This window comes from Maribacter sp. UH1, assembly GCF_056839145.1.
In genome coordinates, this window is sequence record NZ_CM166387.1 from 435,022 (window position 1) to 453,370 (window position 18,349).

General features: G+C 33.7%; 21 protein-coding genes and 1 pseudogene. 8 read left to right on the forward strand and 14 right to left on the reverse strand.

What is annotated here, in order from left to right; all coding sequences use genetic code 11:
• Positions 1 to 72 precede the first annotated feature (72 nt).
• The 7 genes from UH1x_RS02010 (at position 73) to UH1x_RS02040 (ending at position 6,530) form a co-directional block, all read left to right on the forward strand.
• Positions 73 to 1,383, forward strand: coding sequence for a S41 family peptidase (locus UH1x_RS02010; protein ID WP_482624706.1), 1,311 nt, complete (start codon positions 73 to 75; stop codon positions 1,381 to 1,383).
• A gap of 341 nt (positions 1,384 to 1,724) precedes the next feature.
• Positions 1,725 to 3,245, forward strand: coding sequence for a nuclear transport factor 2 family protein (locus UH1x_RS02015; RefSeq protein ID WP_482624707.1), 1,521 nt, complete (start codon positions 1,725 to 1,727; stop codon positions 3,243 to 3,245).
• A gap of 19 nt (positions 3,246 to 3,264) precedes the next feature.
• Complete coding sequence (locus UH1x_RS02020; RefSeq protein ID WP_482624709.1) at positions 3,265 to 3,594, forward strand: AraC family transcriptional regulator; 330 nt, start codon at positions 3,265 to 3,267, stop codon at positions 3,592 to 3,594.
• 318 nt (positions 3,595 to 3,912) lie between these two features.
• Positions 3,913 to 4,524, forward strand: coding sequence for a Crp/Fnr family transcriptional regulator (locus tag UH1x_RS02025; protein ID WP_482624711.1), 612 nt, complete (start codon positions 3,913 to 3,915; stop codon positions 4,522 to 4,524).
• A 79-nt stretch (positions 4,525 to 4,603) separates the two neighbouring features.
• Complete coding sequence (locus UH1x_RS02030; protein WP_482624713.1) at positions 4,604 to 5,398, forward strand: alpha/beta hydrolase; 795 nt, start codon at positions 4,604 to 4,606, stop codon at positions 5,396 to 5,398.
• Entirely contained in the window at positions 5,382 to 5,960 is a 579-nt protein-coding gene (locus UH1x_RS02035) for a hypothetical protein (protein ID WP_482624715.1), read from the forward strand. Before UH1x_RS02030 ends, UH1x_RS02035 begins: the two co-directional genes overlap by 17 nt.
• A gap of 399 nt (positions 5,961 to 6,359) precedes the next feature.
• Positions 6,360 to 6,530, forward strand: coding sequence for a hypothetical protein (locus UH1x_RS02040; RefSeq protein WP_482624717.1), 171 nt, complete (start codon positions 6,360 to 6,362; stop codon positions 6,528 to 6,530).
• Positions 6,531 to 6,644: 114 nt separating this feature from the next.
• On the opposite strand, the gene UH1x_RS02045 is transcribed toward UH1x_RS02040, so the two are convergent.
• The 7 genes from UH1x_RS02045 to UH1x_RS02075 all read right to left on the reverse strand — a co-directional run bounded on the left by UH1x_RS02045 (position 6,645) and on the right by UH1x_RS02075 (position 13,455).
• Complete coding sequence (locus UH1x_RS02045) at positions 6,645 to 7,472, reverse strand: DUF4138 domain-containing protein (RefSeq protein ID WP_482624718.1); 828 nt, start codon at positions 7,470 to 7,472, stop codon at positions 6,645 to 6,647.
• Positions 7,469 to 8,311 carry a conjugative transposon protein TraM gene (gene traM / locus UH1x_RS02050; protein ID WP_482624720.1) on the reverse strand — a complete coding sequence of 281 codons (843 nt, stop codon included), beginning with the start codon at positions 8,309 to 8,311 and terminating at the stop codon, positions 7,469 to 7,471. Before traM ends, UH1x_RS02045 begins: the two co-directional genes overlap by 4 nt.
• A gap of 90 nt (positions 8,312 to 8,401) precedes the next feature.
• On the reverse strand, positions 8,402 to 9,025 hold the full coding sequence (locus tag UH1x_RS02055) for a conjugal transfer protein TraK (RefSeq protein WP_482624721.1): 624 nt from the start codon (positions 9,023 to 9,025) through the stop codon (positions 8,402 to 8,404).
• A gap of 10 nt (positions 9,026 to 9,035) precedes the next feature.
• Positions 9,036 to 9,866, reverse strand: a complete 831-nt coding sequence (locus UH1x_RS02060) for a hypothetical protein (protein WP_482624723.1) — start codon at positions 9,864 to 9,866, stop codon at positions 9,036 to 9,038.
• A gap of 11 nt (positions 9,867 to 9,877) precedes the next feature.
• Positions 9,878 to 10,459 carry a conjugal transfer protein gene (locus tag UH1x_RS02065; protein WP_482624725.1) on the reverse strand — a complete coding sequence of 194 codons (582 nt, stop codon included), beginning with the start codon at positions 10,457 to 10,459 and terminating at the stop codon, positions 9,878 to 9,880.
• Between the two features lie 11 nt (positions 10,460 to 10,470).
• Positions 10,471 to 12,897: a TraG family conjugative transposon ATPase gene (locus tag UH1x_RS02070; protein WP_482624727.1), complete on the reverse strand. Its 2,427-nt coding sequence runs from the start codon at positions 12,895 to 12,897 to the stop codon at positions 10,471 to 10,473.
• 270 nt (positions 12,898 to 13,167) lie between these two features.
• Positions 13,168 to 13,455, reverse strand: coding sequence for a hypothetical protein (locus UH1x_RS02075; RefSeq protein ID WP_299801207.1), 288 nt, complete (start codon positions 13,453 to 13,455; stop codon positions 13,168 to 13,170).
• Between the two features lie 187 nt (positions 13,456 to 13,642).
• Between UH1x_RS02075 and UH1x_RS02080 the strand changes: the two genes are divergently transcribed.
• Positions 13,643 to 14,275 carry an N-acetylmuramoyl-L-alanine amidase family protein gene (locus tag UH1x_RS02080; RefSeq protein ID WP_482624728.1) on the forward strand — a complete coding sequence of 211 codons (633 nt, stop codon included), beginning with the start codon at positions 13,643 to 13,645 and terminating at the stop codon, positions 14,273 to 14,275.
• Between the two features lie 241 nt (positions 14,276 to 14,516).
• On the opposite strand, the gene UH1x_RS02085 is transcribed toward UH1x_RS02080, so the two are convergent.
• The 7 genes and pseudogenes from UH1x_RS02085 to UH1x_RS02115 all read right to left on the reverse strand — a co-directional run bounded on the left by UH1x_RS02085 (position 14,517) and on the right by UH1x_RS02115 (position 18,183).
• On the reverse strand, positions 14,517 to 15,020 hold the full coding sequence (locus UH1x_RS02085; RefSeq protein ID WP_299801205.1) for a DUF6194 family protein: 504 nt from the start codon (positions 15,018 to 15,020) through the stop codon (positions 14,517 to 14,519).
• Entirely contained in the window at positions 15,017 to 15,331 is a 315-nt protein-coding gene (locus UH1x_RS02090; RefSeq protein WP_299801204.1) for an antibiotic biosynthesis monooxygenase family protein, read from the reverse strand. Before UH1x_RS02090 ends, UH1x_RS02085 begins: the two co-directional genes overlap by 4 nt.
• 118 nt (positions 15,332 to 15,449) lie before the next feature.
• Positions 15,450 to 16,136 carry a helix-turn-helix transcriptional regulator gene (locus UH1x_RS02095; RefSeq protein ID WP_482624730.1) on the reverse strand — a complete coding sequence of 229 codons (687 nt, stop codon included), beginning with the start codon at positions 16,134 to 16,136 and terminating at the stop codon, positions 15,450 to 15,452.
• 105 nt (positions 16,137 to 16,241) lie between these two features.
• On the reverse strand, positions 16,242 to 17,330 hold the full coding sequence (locus tag UH1x_RS02100) for an adenylate/guanylate cyclase domain-containing protein (protein ID WP_482624732.1): 1,089 nt from the start codon (positions 17,328 to 17,330) through the stop codon (positions 16,242 to 16,244).
• Positions 17,320 to 17,778, reverse strand: a pseudogene (locus UH1x_RS02105) (class I SAM-dependent methyltransferase); the annotation flags it as partial. The pseudogene UH1x_RS02105 and the gene UH1x_RS02100, both read right to left, overlap by 11 nt.
• 13 nt (positions 17,779 to 17,791) lie before the next feature.
• Positions 17,792 to 17,995 (reverse strand): integrase core domain-containing protein, encoded by a 204-nt coding sequence (locus UH1x_RS02110; RefSeq protein WP_482624733.1) that lies wholly within the window; start codon positions 17,993 to 17,995, stop codon positions 17,792 to 17,794.
• Positions 17,899 to 18,183: an integrase core domain-containing protein gene (locus UH1x_RS02115; protein WP_482624735.1), complete on the reverse strand. Its 285-nt coding sequence runs from the start codon at positions 18,181 to 18,183 to the stop codon at positions 17,899 to 17,901. Before UH1x_RS02115 ends, UH1x_RS02110 begins: the two co-directional genes overlap by 97 nt.
• Positions 18,184 to 18,349 lie beyond the last annotated feature (166 nt).

Here is an 18,349-nt window from a genome sequence, read left to right on the forward strand (position 1 = left end):
TACTTTGAATCATTATTAACATTTAATTTATATAGGCAATTTGTAATTGCTTGGAATTATAATTTAATTTTCATGACACAAACAGTATTAAGAAAAAATATAGTACTCATCTTATTTCTTTTCGCCACTACACATCATTTTGCCCAGTCAAATAATGATATCGTAAAACAAGCACAGGAGTTACTGGAAGAAAATTATATTTTCTTAGATAAAGCAAAGGAAACCAATGCTCATTTAGATGTATTAATAAAAAAAGGTGTTTTTAATAATTTGTCATCAACTGATTTTGCATATCGAATGACTAAAGAGCTTCAAAAAATCACAAAAGACAAACATCTTTCCTTTTCATCATCAGGTTCTAAACAATTATCAGAAAATACAAATACTTCATTAACACAAAATCTAAGCAGGTATAATCCTATGTTAAGAGGTTTTCAACTTTTGGAATCAAATATAGGGTACATTGATTTTGCAAATTTTGCTGGTTCTACAGAGCGTATAGATATGGTTATGAATGCAATGCAAATTGCTGATGCCATAATTATTGATATGAGAAGAAATGGTGGCGGGTATCCAAGAATTGTTAATTATTTAAGCAGTTATTTTTTTAATGAAAAATTATTGCTAAATACTATTTATACTCGAGTAAATAATCATACTCAAGAATTATGGGTTGAGGAAGTAAAAGGACTAAAAAGACCTAAAGTGCCTGTGTATATATTAATTAGTGATTATACTTTTTCTGGAGCTGAGGATTTTTCATATACCATGCAAAGTCAAGGCAGAGCAATAATAATAGGAGAGGTTACAGGAGGTGGCGCACATCCAACACAGCTTTTTCCACTTAATAAAGGTTATAGCATAGGAATACCTTTTGCCAGAACCATAAACCCAATTACAAAAACCAATTGGGAAGGTATAGGAGTACAACCAGATATAAAAATAAAAGCAGATAATGCTTTAGAAAAAGCAAAAGAATTGGCAAAGGCAAAAGCCATAGAATATAAAGATTCATTTTTAAAACCATTAGAAAAAGTCTTGGCTGATTTAGAAAGTAAAAAAGAAATAAATCAAAAAGATAATAGATTGTATGAAAAACTGGGTATCCTAGTTAAAGCAAACATAATAGATGAAGCAGAAATAAATAATCTCGGTTATTCTTACATTCAAAAAAGTAAACCACAAATTGCTTTATCTATTTTTAAAAGTAATACGTTGTTATTTCCTAATTCGGCTAATACTTGGGATAGCCTCGCAGAGACCTATTTAGGCTTAAATAATAAAGAAAAAGCAATTCTGTATTACAATAAAGTAATTAAAATGGATCCAGAAGGTGTTGGAGAAAATGCCAGAGCGATGTTGAATCGTATTGAAAAACTTTAAAATCGCAACTGTAAATTAGGAAAATAGAATAATAAACTGTTGGTAACGTTGGTAAATTTGGTCTCCGAAAACTTTATTAAAACTAACAAAACCTTTCTAAAATATGGCGATTGAACTGTATACTGCTTCAAAAGTTTTGTACAGCCTTGATTTTTTATTTTTTTATCGCTAAAAAAGTCTCTTTAGCCCTTAGAACAATTATTACCTTACTGATTTTAACTAACTGCTCCAACGAAGATTACACTATTGAACCTAATGATCTAACAATTATTACGGAAGAATCGTTATTTAATTTACATGATAACGTTAATAATGAATTCATTAATCAAATTAAATAGAAAATGAAAAAAATAACAGTACTAGTTTTACTTGTAATTTCAACAAACTTTTTTGCTCAATCCAATACAGAAATTTTTTTATTGGACATAGTAAAGAATAATGATAAAATTAAATTGATTAATCTTAAAAATATTTCAAATAATGACGGCTTTGATAATCAACCTTCATTTTATGATAATAATACTGTTCTATTCTCTTCTAAAAGAAACAATCAAACTGATATTAAAAGTTATACGCTTAGCAGTGGCGAGACTACTTGGAAAACAAATACTCCTTTCGGGAGCGAATATTCCCCTTTAAAAATCCCCAATAAAGAAACAATTTCCGCTATTCGTTTAGATGAAAACGGATTACAACGATTATATCAATATGATTTTTCAACAGGAATGTCTAAAGTCATTTTAAATGATTTAAAAGTAGGGTATCACGCCTGGCACAATCAAGACATCTTGGTTTCATCAGTTTTAGTCGATGACAGAATGGACTTAGTTACCTCTAATTTAAAAGATAATACTAATCTAACAGTGCATAAAAACATAGGTCGTTCATTACAAAAAATTCCAAATTCTAATTTAATTAGTTTCATAAGTATCGAAAACAATTCCACGACAATAAAATCCTTAAATCCTATAACTGGAAATATCAAAACCATAAAATCGCTACCTATTCCAATTGAGGATATTTATTGGCTTACGAAAAGCATAATTTTAATACCTAACGGTAAAACCATTGCTCAATTAAACACAAGTGACGAAAGTATAAGCAACTTATATAGTTTTAAAGAGGAGGAGATAAACGAAATTTCAAGAATTTCAGTAAGTCCTGACAATAAGTACTTGGTTCTTGTTTCAGAAGAATCCCCGAAGATTATAGTTCAAAAACAAATTGAGGCATTTAATAAAGGTGACTTAAAAACTTTCACTTCATGTTATTCCGAACAAGTAGTAGTTATAAATTACCCCAATGATACACTCTATAAGGGTAACTCTGCTCTAAAGTCAAACTATAAAAACATCTTTTCTAAGAGCACTAAATGCAAAGTTAAAGTCGTGAAAAGAATTAGTAACAGAAATATTGTAATTGATGAGCAACTTGTTACTATTGATGGTAAGGAGCACCGTCAAGCTACACTCTATGAAATAAAAAATGGCAAAATTATTAAAATGTATCTTATTCCTGAAAAACGGGGGTCTGGAGAAGTTGAAGCAATTGTGCAAAAACAATTTGACACATGGAATGAAAAGGATATTGATGCTTTTGTAAAAACTTTTAGTGATGAAATAAAAGTTTATGAATTTCGGAAAAAGCTTTATGTCGATGGTCAAAAGCAGTTATATGATTTATTCTCTGAATTATTCACACGAAGCCCAAATTTGCTCTGTGAAATCTCCAATCGAATTGTCATCGGAAATACTGTTATAGATAAAGAAATAATATCTGATAAAACCAGTAGTCACGAAGCAATAGTTATCTATGAAGTTGCTAAGAATAAGATATTTAGAATGACAACACTTAATAATTAAAATTTTAAATAATCTAAAATTGGCTATAGCCGGAGTAACTCATGTTGGAATAAACGGAATTGAAAACGCTTTTGAAAAACTTACAATGTGGGCAATACCAAAAGGCTTACTTAAGGATTCAGAAGCTAAGATGGGTAGAATTTTTTACGACAGTCTCAAAGTTACTGCGCCGGACAAGGTTCGTATGAGTATTTTTTTGACAACTAATGAACCTTTTGAAGCAGAAGGCGAGATTAATAAGTTGACGATTAATAAAGGAAAATGTATTGTTGGTCGTTTTGAAATCACGCCTAATGAATTTGAAAAATCTTGGACAGGTCTTTTTATTTGGATGAATGAAAATGGATAAAAAAAAAGCGTGGAAAACCCTTTTGAAATTTATCAAAATGATTACAGAGAACATCCAGAGAATAAATTCATTGTAGATTTGTTTATCCCGATTGAATAAAAAAACTATGCAACAAAGGTGTGTAAAACATTTCTAATAAGTACAAATCGGAAGCTTTGTGCTTATTTTCATTTACCTCCAAATTTTAAATATGGCTTTTTAAGCATGAATAAATTAAAAACAAAATATAACGCTTTGACTCTGTGCAATATTGAAAGCCAACCGCTTACTTCTGCCCTACTCGACATATACTAATCGGCAGTAAAAACAATCAAACATATGAAAAAGGCCTATCCAAACGAAATAAGGATTTTATTTGATTTTTTTAATCAGGTTTACCCTATAACTGAAGAGGAATTTGAACCCATTTCTAAAGTTTTAAAGAATAAAAGCTATAAAAAAGGGGAAGCTATTCTGAATATTGGACAAATAGAAACTAAAACAAGTTTCATCCTAAAGGGAACGGTTCATCAATACGTAATTATTGAACACGAGATATTTACAATCGATTTTTCACTTACAGGTATGAGTTTTAACAACTTTACTAGTTATATGGAGAATTCACCTTCAAACCAAATACAAGTGGCATTAACAGATGTTGACATTCTATATTTCGAAAAAAAAGCTATTCAAAAATTATTATTAGAAAGTCAACCGTTTTGTTATATCTATACTAAGTTATTTGAACAAGTTCATTTAGAACGTGAAAAAAGGTCTTTACTATTGCAACACAAAAATGCTTATAACAGGTATGAGCTTTTTTTTAAAACGATTGTCAAATCCAAAGATTTTCTTGAAGAAATACCTCAAAAATTAATTGCAAATTATTTAGGTATGACACCTGAAACGTATAGTAGAGTGAAAAAAGAGTACCTAAAAAAGAAAAGTTAATAATGGGTGATTTCTTGATTTAGAATAAGTTTTAAGTTTTAAAGTTTCTAGACCTTTGCCGAAAATTTAAAACAAAAACATGAAATTAATACGCTTTTTATTATTTCCAATCGTCTTTTGCAATTGTTCAAATGACGATAGTCCCGGTATCATAGGCACCACAGAAGAGTTTAGTATAGAATCCACTATAACAAACGATAGTTATCCCATATATGTGTATCTACCCGAGAATTATGCAAATGATTCATCCAATCAATTGATAATTGGTTTAGATGGTGACACTAGATTTAATACCATTGCCAATATCATTTCTGAAAAAGCTCTAAATGGTAGTATTCCTTCTTGTATTTTTATTGCCATAGGTAATAATAAAGAAAGAAATAGAGATTATACACCAACAGTTTATGCCCATGGTACTGGCGGTGCTAGCAATTTTTATCAATTTATAAAAGATGAATTAATACCAGAACTAGAGTCACGATACAATATAGATACAACTAATAATAAAACACTCATTGGCCATTCTTTTGGTGGATTATTCACACAGTACGTGATGGCTCAGGATAGGATATCAAATCCATTTAATAAGTTTATAGCAAGCGGAACATCGTATTGGTTTGACTCAGGAATTATCTTCGAGTATGAACAAACCTATGCGGATTCAAATACAAATTTAGCAGTGAAATTTTACAATGGAATGGGGACTTTAGAAGGAGCGGTTATGCTGGCTTCTTTTGAAGAAATGAATGTGCGTATGGATAGTAGAAATTTTCCAAATTTTATGCATAAAAACGAATTAATAGAAGAAAGCGGACATAGTGGTTCTGCAGAAAAAAATTTTAAAAAAGGATTGAACTATGTTTTTAGCAATTAGAAAAATTATAATCATTTGTTTATTGTTTATTGGAACGACTCTATACTCTCAAAATGATAGAACAAATAATAATTCATTGGAAATAGGCGTACTTGCGGCAGGAGATGAAGCCCTATATTATGGTGGTTACGGAAAGTACACCATACCACTATCGCAAAACCAACATCATTTTACACTTTCTTTTGCTCTGACGGCTTACTTTGACTTTAAAGGAGAGTCTGAACCAGATGCTTATTTAAAGAATGATATAGATATGCGAATACTACCAACAGTAAATATCGGTTACTCGTTAAATTTCAATAAAATACAACTAAATTTTGAAGTTCCTGTAGGATTAAGTTTTGCCTATACAAAAGGCACTTTAGTTAATGAAAGAATAGGTTTTGAAAGAGATTATTCCAACAAAGAAACCTTTTTTAATTACGGTCTTTCTTTTTCTCCAAAATATAAAATTAACAATTCTAACAGTATTGGGCTTTACAGCTTTTTACCGCTCATTAATGACAAAGCGCAATCTGGATATCAGATTGGAATAGGATGGACAAGAGCTTTTGGTAACTAAGAGGAACTGAGCTAAAAAAAGAAATAAAAGTCTATAACAACGACGCATATTTAAACAAAGAACTAGGAAGTTAGTGTATACTAACTTCCTAGTTCTTATAAACGTGATTTTGTCCGAAATTAAAAAAACATCAAAACCATGTCACACTAGCAACTCCAATTTTGTCTAAAGAGTATAAATCAAATTTATAAACTCATAAAAAGACAAATTTATGGAAACAGTATTAAGGAGTTTTGTTAGGCTATCAGTAACAATAAACTAATCATATGACATGGCATTTAAGTATTTATCAAAGACTTTATATCGGATGTTTTTAAATTACCTATTAAAACCAAGTTTTACATTACGGAAAACGTTTATCTCATTTCCGTACTACAAATAAAATCAGAAAGCGACAAAATGCTTCTAAATCTCCCTCCTCCACAATTTAAAATTAAAAATGGATTGGGTTATGATGTGAAACGAAACTTCTTTTTAAAAATTGAACATGACCTGCACTTCAACAAGTCGGTAATTGGAACTTACGGTACCTCTAGCCTTTTTTCTTTGAACGGAAAATATAAATTTTAACTAGAATTGTTTATCCTCTTTGAATCGAAGAAGCTATCAAACAATAAAATAAATCTAAAACTCAAATTGCTAACTTGTATACTACCTCCCCAAAATGATTCGTTATAGAATGTGTCAATCATGCAGCAATTGCAGTAATCTACCACCCCTATACTCTTTAAGTTCCAACAGTAGTTTTTCCTCATCCCCAAAGGTAAATTTGGGTACAGTTAATACGAAGTTACGGCTCTCCCCTTCTTTAATGATTTTTGGAAGATTATGTTTGTAAATAGGCTTTAGTTCTATCTTTTGATAGGATGATTTCTTTCGCTTGTTTCCATGTACCTTAAAAAGTTTCAGGTAATCCATTTCAAAATCAATCCCAGATTTGTTTTTGATTTCAATAATGGCATATACTTCCGTTCGGTCGTAAATCATTTCTTTAAGGAGAAGTATTATACCATTCTTCCACTTTCGCTGCAATCTGTTTAGGTTATGCCTTAAATGAAATTCGCTGAATTTTTTAAAATACTCTGATCGATTCTGCGAATCAGTTTGTGGGGATTTAGTTGGCGGAGAATCGATTTTTATCGAGACCGTATTATTAATGGGTGAAATGATAATAGGTTTTTCCAAGCCTATTCGTTCTTTTCTGGGAATGAAATACGTTAAAGTATCCAATGCTTTACGATACTTAAGCACATACGAAAAAACCTCATCAGAGGTGGTAATGACCAAGAGATTACTTTCATTGCCCTTAACCCCCTGTAACAAACCTATATGCTGCGATTTTTCTTTATTATAACTAAAAGTAAAGTTTGGTGACCCTACTACCGCCTGCTGAATTTCATCAGGAAAAAATAAGGCTACAGCCTTGTTTTCATTGGTATAAATAGTTTTTAAACCTTGGGAGTTTAATTGACCTAATGAGAATATTGAGATAATGATTACTATGGTTTTCATAGACTAGGTTTTAAGATGAGCTGATATTGATTGTAAATGATAACTTTCACATTACGGTTATTTCGGCGGAATACTTGTTTGATTCCACCTACTTGCGGAACACCTGGAATATTAATATCTTGGACAATATCATCCAAGACTTCACCCCTAGCCTCTGCTGTAAAGCTGTTTTTAACGTGGATACCCTCATTGCCATCCAACAGGTCGAAAGCTTTCAAATCAGCAGGGTTATGATTGATGTTGCTGATATTTATAAATACCCGATTGGCCTTGAAACTCACAAAACCATAGACCAATGAATTCCTTGGAATAGAGTCTCCGTCAACTAACGCATCTACCGCCAATCGTAATTCCAATCTACTATCGGTTTTTACCGTTTGTTCCCCGTTGACTTCAACAACTATAAAATCATCTGTGGTTCGGTTTGATTCTTCAGATATAGTTGCAGAAATAGATTTAGGTTCAAAGTCAAAAAACTCTTGATGCGCCTTGCTAAAATCAATAGGAGTTTTTTTATTTTCATCTTTAACAGCGTTTTTTATTGTGACAGTACGGTTGTTATTAGAAGCATTTCTATAATCACCAGATTCGTAGTTTATTCTTCCTTCTGAATAAATACTATCTACAATTCGTTGTCGTTCCTTTTCCTGAAATAAAGGGTCGTATAATCCTGTAGAATCCAAAAGGGATTCATCATAGATACTTGGGGCGTTTGATTCACGCACCTCCTTTAGGTCATCGATGGCTTCTATTTTAGAGGAATACTTTTTTTGTTCTTCTTTCAATTCCGGCACCGAAGGTTGGGTCAGTTCAGTTTGCGTTTCTTCTCCCTCGTCCATAACAAAAACGGCATAGCAGACAATGAATAGGACCATTGAAGCGATTACCGTGATAAATATTAGTTTATTTCTATCTAGTTTCATTTAAATTTATTGTTGATTATTAATCTTTTTAAGAGAATTTTCATAGAAGTTGGTTATTAATAGTCCATGGGTATTATTTGGAAAGTTCCTGTCTACAGGAATTAAAGTACCAGAAGTAATTAGTTGGTATCTGTCAACGATAGACCCTCTGTTGATCTCAAAAATAACTTCTGACCGAAATGAAGTACTTTCTGAAGTTAAAGTCAATTCTGTATTGACGGAAATAACTTTTTGAACCAGAGAGTATTGGAGTAATCTATTGTATACTCCATCAGCTTTTTTCTGCCGGTACACATTATCCACAGAACTGTCGCCCAACCACAACGCTTTCTCTAGATTTTTCTCGTAGTTACTTTCATCGATTCCGTAGAAGTATTGGTGAAATAGGTCTAGGTGTGAAAGTGCCTCAACTTCCATATTCTCTTTTTGCGAAACCAGTTTAAGCGGAATAATAGAACCGTCGGTATTTACTGCAAAAGAGCTGTTTAACATGTTTCGGTTAAACCGATACACGGTTATGATGGAGAAAACGCAGGTCAGTAAACAGGCCGCTACTGCCGCTAAAACTATAAAGCGGTTAATTTTCAATACGCTGTAAATATTCTTATAAGGTGTTATTCTATTTTTCATTGCTTTTAGTTTAGTGTACAAACAATCGTAAAGTAAAAGTGCTCGCTCGTTTATACAGTTTAAATTTTATAAGAATGATAAAGCCTACTCCTGCGAGTTCAATGACAGGTGCAAAAAGTTCACTGCCAAAATCGGTTCCAAACAGATTGGGCCAAAAATTTTCCGTGATTTCCTTATACAGTTCATTTACAAAAACATTGACCAGAAAGAAAGCTGGTACTATCATATATACGGCAGCATATAGCTTAAAAAACCGATACCCCATTTCCCTAAACTTTTCAAAAACTGCCATGCTAATAACCAAAGGAAAAAAGGTCTGCATGATCCCTAGGAGAAAATACCGCTCTGCCAAAAACAAGGGATAAATGAAAAGGTCAAGAATCCACAAGAACATTCCCACGGCATAAGCTAAACTCCGAATTCCTAAAAATGGGGTAGCCAAGTATTCATATAGTAATCCCATTGCCTTGGCGGTAGCATCCAACAAACCCAAATCTTCCTCAACGGCGATATCCTGCATTTCCAAGGGTAACAAAATGGGCGCAGTATCCCTGTATTGATTTTCTACAGCTACCAATATCGAATCGAAAGCTCCAAGTACTTCGGTCGAGAAAATGACCACCAGAACAACGGCAAAGTTTTTAATCAAATCGGAAGGGGTCAATCCCCACGTCAGTCCTTCCCGGTTAGCGCCTCCCTCATAGTATTTCTTTAAAATATTTAATAAAAAAAATAATACGGCAAGCCCCTTCATTCCACCGATGGTATAGCTGGCAAAGTCGCTATCCTTTATGGTCTGAAAGACGGCATCTACATAATCCAAGCCTATTGACAAAAACATAAGGAATGGAATTAGTAGTTGGTTTCTCTATTGTTAATCTTATCCTGCATTTCCCTAAAAGAGATAATCATCTTATATCGTTTACTTTTTAAGGTGATATCGGCGACCATCTTTTTTGAATCTGCTCGATGGCCTTCTAAAATGGCAAGTCGCTCCGCATCGTTTAGCTTTAAAAAATCATTGGAAATTACCTGATTCATAAACTCCAAGTTTCGAAGTGAACCGTCTATGATGGTATTAAAAGCATTGGAGACTGCATCTATTTCATCTGTATGGATATATGGGGAGTTTAAAATCCCTCTCAGATCATTTCGCACCATACCGACTAAAGCTTGGTTATTTTCATTAATTTCTCGGACAGCTTCAAATTGTCTAACTGCATTATTGACTTTTTCAATAGTTTCCTTTGCATCTTTTAGAAATTGAACGGTTTTAATCATTTCTGAAGTCTGTTTGGCAGACTCTACCAGCTGCTTCACCAACGAAATAAAGCTTGTATTATCGTATACGGGCATCCCTTGGCCAAGAGCGCTTTTAGGTATCAAAAAGGCTAAAGCCAAAATAAATAGAACAATTAGGTTTGTATTTTTCATGATTTTATATGTTAAGTGAGTGAATTAGATGAATTAAATTTCTGTTTGACGAATTGGATTATGGCGGCTTCCATGTTTTGAGTTGTTTTATAATTGTCCATTATGGCCTCGTTCTCTGCACCATCCGTGAGATAAGCGGCGTATACTTCTAGTGGTACTTCCAATCGGAAAATGTTGCTCTCCTTCCCTATCTTGATAAAGATTTCGGTATACTTTCGTGCACCCTTTAAATCGTTTTTAATGGACTTTAATTGATTTAAGTCATGACTTGAAAGGCTCAACCGTTTGACTAGTTCATCATAGCCCTTTTCGTTTTTAAGGCTATAGATGACCTGAGTATTTTCAATAATACTGGCCGTTGTGGAATTGTCGGGAAGCTGATTGATGGATTGCAGTATGATACCAATAGCCCCGTTCTGCTTCCTGATGGCCTGATAATAGAATTCGACACTTTCCAGTACGTTGTCGAATTTGAGTTGCTTGGCAAACTCATCGAACAAAATGATTCCTTTTTCGTCCCGATTGCGCCAAATGGTGCGTTGTATAGCAGACATGATAAGCTTGAGCATTACGGATAAAACTTCCTTATTGTCCTTTACTTCGTCCAGCTCAAAAACAATTAAGCGCTTGTCCTCGATTTTATACGATTGATCTTCGCTGACCTCAAAGAGAAAACTGTATAAGCCCTCCCCAACATACTCCGACATGATGTGTAGAAAATTGGACGTGTTGAAGTAGGTGGTATCAATACCTAAATCCTGTAATAAACTATCTTTTTCGTCCCTTACAAAATTGTAAAACGCATCGAGCGAGTGGGTCTTATCGGCATTGCTTTTATAATAATACTGCAAGATTTTCTTTAAAGCGACCTCTTGTGCTTTGGCGACCTTAAGACCCGAAGCGAAGAGCTCTAAAAGAAAGACCGTGAGGTCTTCCAACCGCTCCGGGCTTAGGTCATGTATACTGCTAATGTAAAAGGGATTGATACCTAAGTTCTTTCCCTGCTCATATCTCAAAGTGATGTAATCATCAGGATATAGTTTTGCAAACTTGGTATAACTTCCTCCTAGGTCTATAATTACCAGCCGAACGCCACTTTCAAAATATTGACGAAGGATGTTATTGGCTAGGAATGACTTACCCTCTCCTGTGGGAGCGAATATGGCAAAATTACGTGCCTTAATGCGTTTTTTTTTCTCGTCCCAAACATCCTTTAGAACAGGGATGTTATGTTGTCTATCATTGAAGATAATACCCGTAGTATCCGATTTATAATTGGTGTTGTTGACCAATAGACAAAGTGCATGTTTCAAATCGGTTACATACAAATCTTCATCTGAAAAATTGGAAGAGAAACAACAGTAACTATTGAGTAGGTAATTTTTGCGCTCCTCCCCTTTTGGATAGTAGGGAACAATATCTAGCTCCTTGAATTCGGTCTTGATTTTAGAGGCAATTCTAGGGAGTGCTTCTTTTTTTGAACTCCAAAACACGACATTCAAATGACCTCGTACAATTCTGGCATTATCGTCCTGATTGATTTGATCCAGGATGACATTTATCTTTTCGTGAACGACCTTGTTCTGTGAACCGAAACTGGAGCTTTTACTCAGTTCCTCGATACGCTTTTCCAATAGTTTTCGCCATTTGTTTTTGTCGTCCAAATAGATAATCTGGTTGACGATATGGTTTTCGTTAAAATTAAGCCCTAGTCCATCTATAAAACCTTGATGGAAAATGAAATCGTCCGAGGTAAATGCCTCATTAGTCTTACTGCTAGCGATACCCTCACCAAAACATAGCTCATTATTGACCGCTAAAACATCAAAGAAGTGATTTCCAATTTGCGCATGGTCTTTGTTCAGAACAATATCAGTATCAAAGCCTTCATTAAACCCGTTAAAAAAGTCATCGGTCAGGGCTAGGATTTCCTTTTCTACAAGAGGTGTGAAATCGAACTTATAGCTGTTGTTCAGAAAACCTACCGAATCTCGTACAGCGGCCGTGAAACTCATTACGGCATCACTCATTTTTTGAGGTAGGTTTTTTGGAACACCTTTAAACGGATTGACGTATTTCGATTTGTTAAGCCCTTTGTTCTTTGGCCAGATAAAAAACAAGTAGGATTCATGTGATATATGTCCCCTACCCTTAAAATGTGCGTGTGTGGCTTTCTCTAAAAAAGTGGAGTTGGGCAACTGGTCTGCGGCGTATTGTAATTTTTGAAATAGATCCTGTTTGTGGATGATCGTTACTGATGGGAGTGATTTCAATGCTTGAAACCAGCTACCATGCAGATCCTCGAAATCTTTCTCGGAAAGGGAATACACTTCTGGAAGGTTGGCCTTGTAGCACAGTACAATGTTGCCATTGTTCGCAAAGACCAAATTACCCTGGATATCCGCAATCGGATACTGTTGTGTCAAATTAATCCTCATAGTTCAAAACGGATGTTTTCTTATTGGAGATTGCCTTAGGAAATACATTGCCGATATGCAATACATGAGGCCGGTTCGTAAGCTTTAACAGCACCACGTAGAGCATGCCGTTTATAAGAGCAGCTCCTAGCACCAAAACAAGATTAAAAGAGAAAATAACAACCAAAAGAGAGCCGATAACGCCTAACATTTGCAAAGCGAACAATGATACCGGAAGCCCGAATATCAATGCCCGCTTACGAATATTTCGATAAATTCGATAGCTCTTCATTATACAACAATAGTTATCAAGTAGGTGAAGATGCCAACTACGGCACCAGCTATCAGTACAAAGACCAATACTCGGGTAATTCCCTTTTTTAAATCTGCATTCTCGCCAAAAAAGTGTCCGGCGTTAAAAAGGAAACCGACAAGGAAAATAACCCCTAAAATAATAGGAAAAATGGTTCTAATAGTATCCGAAATGTCGGCTACGGAATCTTCGATACCTCCAATTTGGGCATAGGTTGGGGCGGTTGCCAATAGTAGCAGAAAAAGTGATTTTTTAAGTCTTTTCATAACTGTTCGTTTTAGATGCCTGATTAGGGCGGTTGATGAATTATTGTTGCCGAATTTGAGGAGAATAGGAGCAAACGCAGAGAATTGACTAAAAATTAACAGTCATCAACGTTAAAATTTCGTGGATTCTGACAGAATTGTCGAAAAGGATAAAAATTGCGCAACACGCACTTAAAAATTCTATGAGATGAAGCGATTCTGTATTTACTTTTTTATTTGGATGCTATCCAGCTCTTTTCATTCAGTCTATGGACAAAAGGAAATTCCTAAACCTATTATTGTATTAGACCCAGGTCATGGTGGTTCTGATTCTGGTGCGATTGGCGTTAATGGGCTACAAGAAAAGGATGTGGTGTTGAAAATAGCGCTAGAAGTGCTACGGCTGAACAAAAAACTGTTCTCAGATACTTTGGACATCTATAGTACACGCTATAACGATACGCTAATTTCATTGCGGCACCGGACAAAACTTGTAACAGCATTGAAACCTAAAGTCTTTATTTCAATTCATTGTAACCAAGCGGGTCGTGAAGCAGCGCAAGGCATTGAAGTTTATATTCACAAAACCAATAAGCAATCTGAAGAATTGGCCCGACTTTTTGCTGCTGGACTAAATCAAAAATTGAGTTTTAAAAATAGAGGACTTAAATATGGGAATTTTCAGGTGCTTCGAGAGACTACAGCATATCCTAGTGTACTCTTGGAATTAGGATTTTTGTCGAATTACGAAGAGGCGGAACACAACGAAAAAGGTAGTACTATTTCTGGATATGCGCTTTTGATTCTAGAAACACTACTAAAATTAATTGGCAATGGTTGAAATCTTTAAAAACCTGGCTCTGCTTTTGAAGAATATGCTAATAGCGTTGGTTGAAATAGTTTGGGAGCTTTTGAAACGGAAATGATTTTCAATAATGAAAATTTTTACAGAAGGTACATTCTATAAAAAGTAGTAATGGCAGTTCATATTCTGGTTATCAGTTTATGATAGTCTATTTAATGGTGGGTATTATTGAACTTAGTTTATTTAATGCAAAACACCTTTATTTAAACTTTATCAGCTATTGTTTAGACTTCAAATGGTTATTTTTTATCTCTTTGTTATGCCCAGTTATTTTCTTTTCATACTTCTTCAATGCCATATTATAGGCTTCTTCAATTAGCGGAAACAGTTTGTCAAAAGTTTCCTTTGTTGGGTTTAAGACAAAAATCCAACTCATCCAGCCATAAACAGGATGAGGCATTATTTTATTCAGTTCGGTAAAATCAAATGGCATATCGATTATTTGACCTGCTGTTGGTCTTTTCGGTTTATTGCCAAATAATTGACAGAAACTTTCTTTTGATATTCCTAAATTTAATCTATAAACATCTTCTCTGTTTACGCTCGATGCTTTGTCGTTCGCTCCATCTTTTTCTTTAAATGTCAATAGGTAAATTCCTTTGCTCAATTTATTTTCAGGATTGTAAAAAAGTCCGACTTCTCCCCAATTTTTATTTTTCACAAGACCATTGAAACTATTCTGAACCTCTTGAATAATTTCGTCTGTTGTCATTGCTTTCATTCTTGAATTTCATTAAAGATTGAAAAATGCTTAAAAGTCATAGTTTTTTCATCAATTACTTGAAATGCCTTTAAGGTTTTCGGATTTTCCATTGCCTTTTCAGATGCAGTTGTTGCACATTCCAAGTCAGACCAGAATACAAGGTCTAAAAACTGTCCATCTTCAGATACAGCAGTTTTTCGGGAAATAAATCCATCTTGTTTACTAATGAATTCATTCAGTTCAGACATTTGGTTTTCTACTTCTTTTCGATTTATTCCTTCGGTTGGTTTGAATAATACCGTTTCTACAATTGTTGCTTTTTTAGTCATTTTGCTTTGTTTATTTTCTGAATTACTGCAACTGCAAATAATAAAGAACGTTATTGCTATTATAAATTTTGTTTTCATAATGCAAAAATAAAACGGATGACTGACAACCCTATGTCAACTATACTTCACTATATTTTTCTAAATATTGTTTAAGTGTAAAATTCTGTTGATATGTAAAGATTTCGTAAGTGATATTTAGTTTTAAGATTCTATCTAATCTAAATTCACGCTCTTCATTTCTTAAACGACAAAATGCAACTAAAACCCAAGCGTTTTCTGTAAAATAAATGGCTAAAGGTTCAATGTTTCGTTTAGTACTTTCTTCTTTGTGAATTGAGAAGTAATCGATTTGTATCACATTTGCGTTTGTGATGGATTTCTGAATTTTTGATAACCAATTACTTTTATTTTTATCAATCTTTGTTGAAGGTTCAATTCTGTTTTCAAGTTTTGAAATATTTTCTTTTTCAAAATTTTTAAGAGTAGATTTTATTTTGAGCAAGAATGAATTAAAATCTTTAATTAAGGAAGAATCTCCTTGATTTTGAATGAGTTTTTCAGAGATTATCAAAGCATTGGCTTCTTCTTCTGTTATCATTATTGGTGGTAATGAATAACCGTTCACAATGAAATATCCAACTCCATTTTCAGAACCTATTGGAATTCCAGCATCTTGAAGTGTTTTTATATCTCTGTAAACAGTTCTCAAGCTAATTTCAAATCGTTCCGCGATTTCTTTCGCAGTTACAATCTTTTTTGACTGTAATTGGATTAGAATTGCTGTTATTCGAGTTAGTCTGTTCATTTTTTGGTTAATTGGGCATCACGGTTTGCATAAACGACGTGTGTCCGTTTCGGGCACATGACCGTTTTATGCTTTGTTGTGCTTTCGTCATTTATTGATTTTTGTCTACTCAAAATTCATTTCAATACTATGAATTTTCACTTCTTCGAGTTTTCCTTTGAGGGAGACTTTTCCCAATGACTTAGCCGTAAAGGAGTCCAAAATATTTAAATCACTCAATAAACTTTCTGAAAGCAATAGGCTAACATTATGGGCGTTGCATTCTGATTGTATTCTTGCCGATGTATTTATAACATCACCATGGTACGCCAATTCTTTTTTCACAAAACCAACTTCGGCTACCATAAGTATTCCACCATGAAGACCTGCTTTAAACTCAGGGTAAATATCATATTTTTGAATATAGTATTTTTTTCTATTTAGGCGTTGCTCTTGAAATGCAAAGAATAATCCTATGCAATTATTGTTTGCCAAGCCTATTTTGTATGGCCAACTTAGAACAGCTTCATCCCCCACATATTGATATATTTCAGCAGCATGTCTTAGGACAACTTCATTTAAGTCTAAGAAACAATCCTGAACTAATTGACTATACTTATGATGTCCTAATTTCTCTGCAATGGCAGTAGAACCCTTCAAATCTAAAAACATAAAAATACGTTTTTCCTCTTTTGGATTTTTATAGGAGCCCATTAGTGTTTTTAAAAACTGCCCTTTACCAAATCGCTGGACGGCAATTTTAATTAATGAAAAGATAATGGAGAAAATAATGATATAAAACATAATACTCCAAAATCGCTTATCATAGACCCACCATCCAAATTTAAAATCATAGTTCAATTTAAGCACCTGAGATGCAGCCATTCCAATAATAGTTGCTAATAGGATGGTCGCAATAAAATGAAATGTAGTCTTTAACAATAGATTAATACCCAAGGGTGTTTTTTTTACCATATATTTTTCAAGCAGAAAGTCAATAAGAGAATATATCAAGCCAAGCCCAAACCCCAGAGCGCTTATTCCTATAAGAGGTTCAATAAGTAGTCTTTTAGCATCAACATCAGGGTTTAAAGTCAAGGCATTTTCATCTTCCACACCCAAATAACGGAATATAGCATAACAGAACATTGCTGTTGTCCAGAATAGGACAGACTGCATAAGTGTTTTGAGAAAATTTTTTAGACTATGATTCATGTCTCTTCTTTGCTACCATAAAATAACTTGATGCCCCTTTATATATCTTTTCAGTATCAATAGAATGAAAATTCCCATTTGCCAATAAATCATCTAACTCAACGCTTTTAAATCTTCTTATGGGAATGGGAATTATTCTAATTTTCCACAATATCCGAACAAGCAGAATCTGGATAGTAAGTAAAAATGATAGCTTACCCCCCAGGCAAGGTGTCACAGAAATAAACAGGCTCTCTGGTTTTAATAATTCAGATATTCTCTGCAGAATATTCTGTGGATTAGATATTGTGTGCAACATGTTGAAAGCCAGAATCACATCAAACGACTCTTTTTTGTATCGTGTATCATAAATATCTATTTGTACGAAGTCTACATTTTTGACTTTGCTTACAGATGCTTTTTCTTTTCCAATTTCAATCATATTAGGAGATATATCTATTGCATGTGTAGGCTTCCCCTTTTTAGGACACCTCTAAAATCGATAAATAATTATTATTTAGGTCAGATTTGATGAAGTATTTAAATTCTTCATCAAATCTGGGCTTGAATTTTTTAGGTGATATATTGCCTAATGATTTATGCGGATGGTTAAAATTATAATCCTCTCGCCAGTTATCGCTTTTCTTTTGAAACTGATAAATGTCATTGAAATAATAGGCATCCATATATCTTCCCTAAAAAAACGATTAAATCGTTCTATATATCCGTTTTGCATTGGCTTTCCCGGTTGTGTATATTTAATTTCTATAAAGTTCTTTTTACACCAGTTCATAAAAGTCTTAGAGGTAAACTCCGGACCATTATCGCACCTCACGTATTTAGGTGTTTCTATTTCATCTTTTAAATAATCCAATGTTTCGATTACGGCTCTCGCTAAATTTACTGTTTTTCATCGTGACAGTTTGAATTTAACTTTAGTAAATTCGAATTATGAACTGTCCTATTTTTAGGTAAGCCTACAAGTAATTTACACATCCTAGAACTTGAGTTTTAGAATTATCCCTGATATTAAAATTGTA

Bases quoted from the DNA above. Each gene is read 5' to 3' on its own strand.
- UH1x_RS02035 (WP_482624715.1), top strand. From the start codon at position 5,382: ATGTTTTTAGCAATTAGAAAAATTATAATCATTTGTTTATTGTTTATT.
- UH1x_RS02075 (WP_299801207.1), bottom strand. From the start codon at position 13,455: ATGAAAAGACTTAAAAAATCACTTTTTCTGCTACTATTGGCAACCGCC.
- UH1x_RS02085 (WP_299801205.1), bottom strand. From the start codon at position 15,020: ATGAAAGCAATGACAACAGACGAAATTATTCAAGAGGTTCAGAATAGT.
- UH1x_RS02110 (WP_482624733.1), bottom strand. From the start codon at position 17,995: ATGGATGCCTATTATTTCAATGACATTTATCAGTTTCAAAAGAAAAGC.
- UH1x_RS02030 (WP_482624713.1), top strand. From the start codon at position 4,604: ATGAAATTAATACGCTTTTTATTATTTCCAATCGTCTTTTGCAATTGT.
- traM (WP_482624720.1), bottom strand. From the start codon at position 8,311: ATGGACGAGGGAGAAGAAACGCAAACTGAACTGACCCAACCTTCGGTG.
- UH1x_RS02045 (WP_482624718.1), bottom strand. From the start codon at position 7,472: ATGAAAACCATAGTAATCATTATCTCAATATTCTCATTAGGTCAATTA.
- UH1x_RS02080 (WP_482624728.1), top strand. From the start codon at position 13,643: ATGAAGCGATTCTGTATTTACTTTTTTATTTGGATGCTATCCAGCTCT.
- UH1x_RS02090 (WP_299801204.1), bottom strand. From the start codon at position 15,331: ATGACTAAAAAAGCAACAATTGTAGAAACGGTATTATTCAAACCAACC.
- UH1x_RS02065 (WP_482624725.1), bottom strand. From the start codon at position 10,459: ATGAAAAATACAAACCTAATTGTTCTATTTATTTTGGCTTTAGCCTTT.
- UH1x_RS02095 (WP_482624730.1), bottom strand. From the start codon at position 16,136: ATGAACAGACTAACTCGAATAACAGCAATTCTAATCCAATTACAGTCA.
- UH1x_RS02055 (WP_482624721.1), bottom strand. From the start codon at position 9,025: ATGAAAAATAGAATAACACCTTATAAGAATATTTACAGCGTATTGAAA.
- UH1x_RS02015 (WP_482624707.1), top strand. From the start codon at position 1,725: ATGAAAAAAATAACAGTACTAGTTTTACTTGTAATTTCAACAAACTTT.
- UH1x_RS02060 (WP_482624723.1), bottom strand. From the start codon at position 9,866: ATGTTTTTGTCAATAGGCTTGGATTATGTAGATGCCGTCTTTCAGACC.
- UH1x_RS02025 (WP_482624711.1), top strand. From the start codon at position 3,913: ATGAAAAAGGCCTATCCAAACGAAATAAGGATTTTATTTGATTTTTTT.
- UH1x_RS02010 (WP_482624706.1), top strand. From the start codon at position 73: ATGACACAAACAGTATTAAGAAAAAATATAGTACTCATCTTATTTCTT.
- UH1x_RS02100 (WP_482624732.1), bottom strand. From the start codon at position 17,330: ATGAATCATAGTCTAAAAAATTTTCTCAAAACACTTATGCAGTCTGTC.
- UH1x_RS02070 (WP_482624727.1), bottom strand. From the start codon at position 12,897: ATGAGGATTAATTTGACACAACAGTATCCGATTGCGGATATCCAGGGT.
- UH1x_RS02040 (WP_482624717.1), top strand. From the start codon at position 6,360: ATGCTTCTAAATCTCCCTCCTCCACAATTTAAAATTAAAAATGGATTG.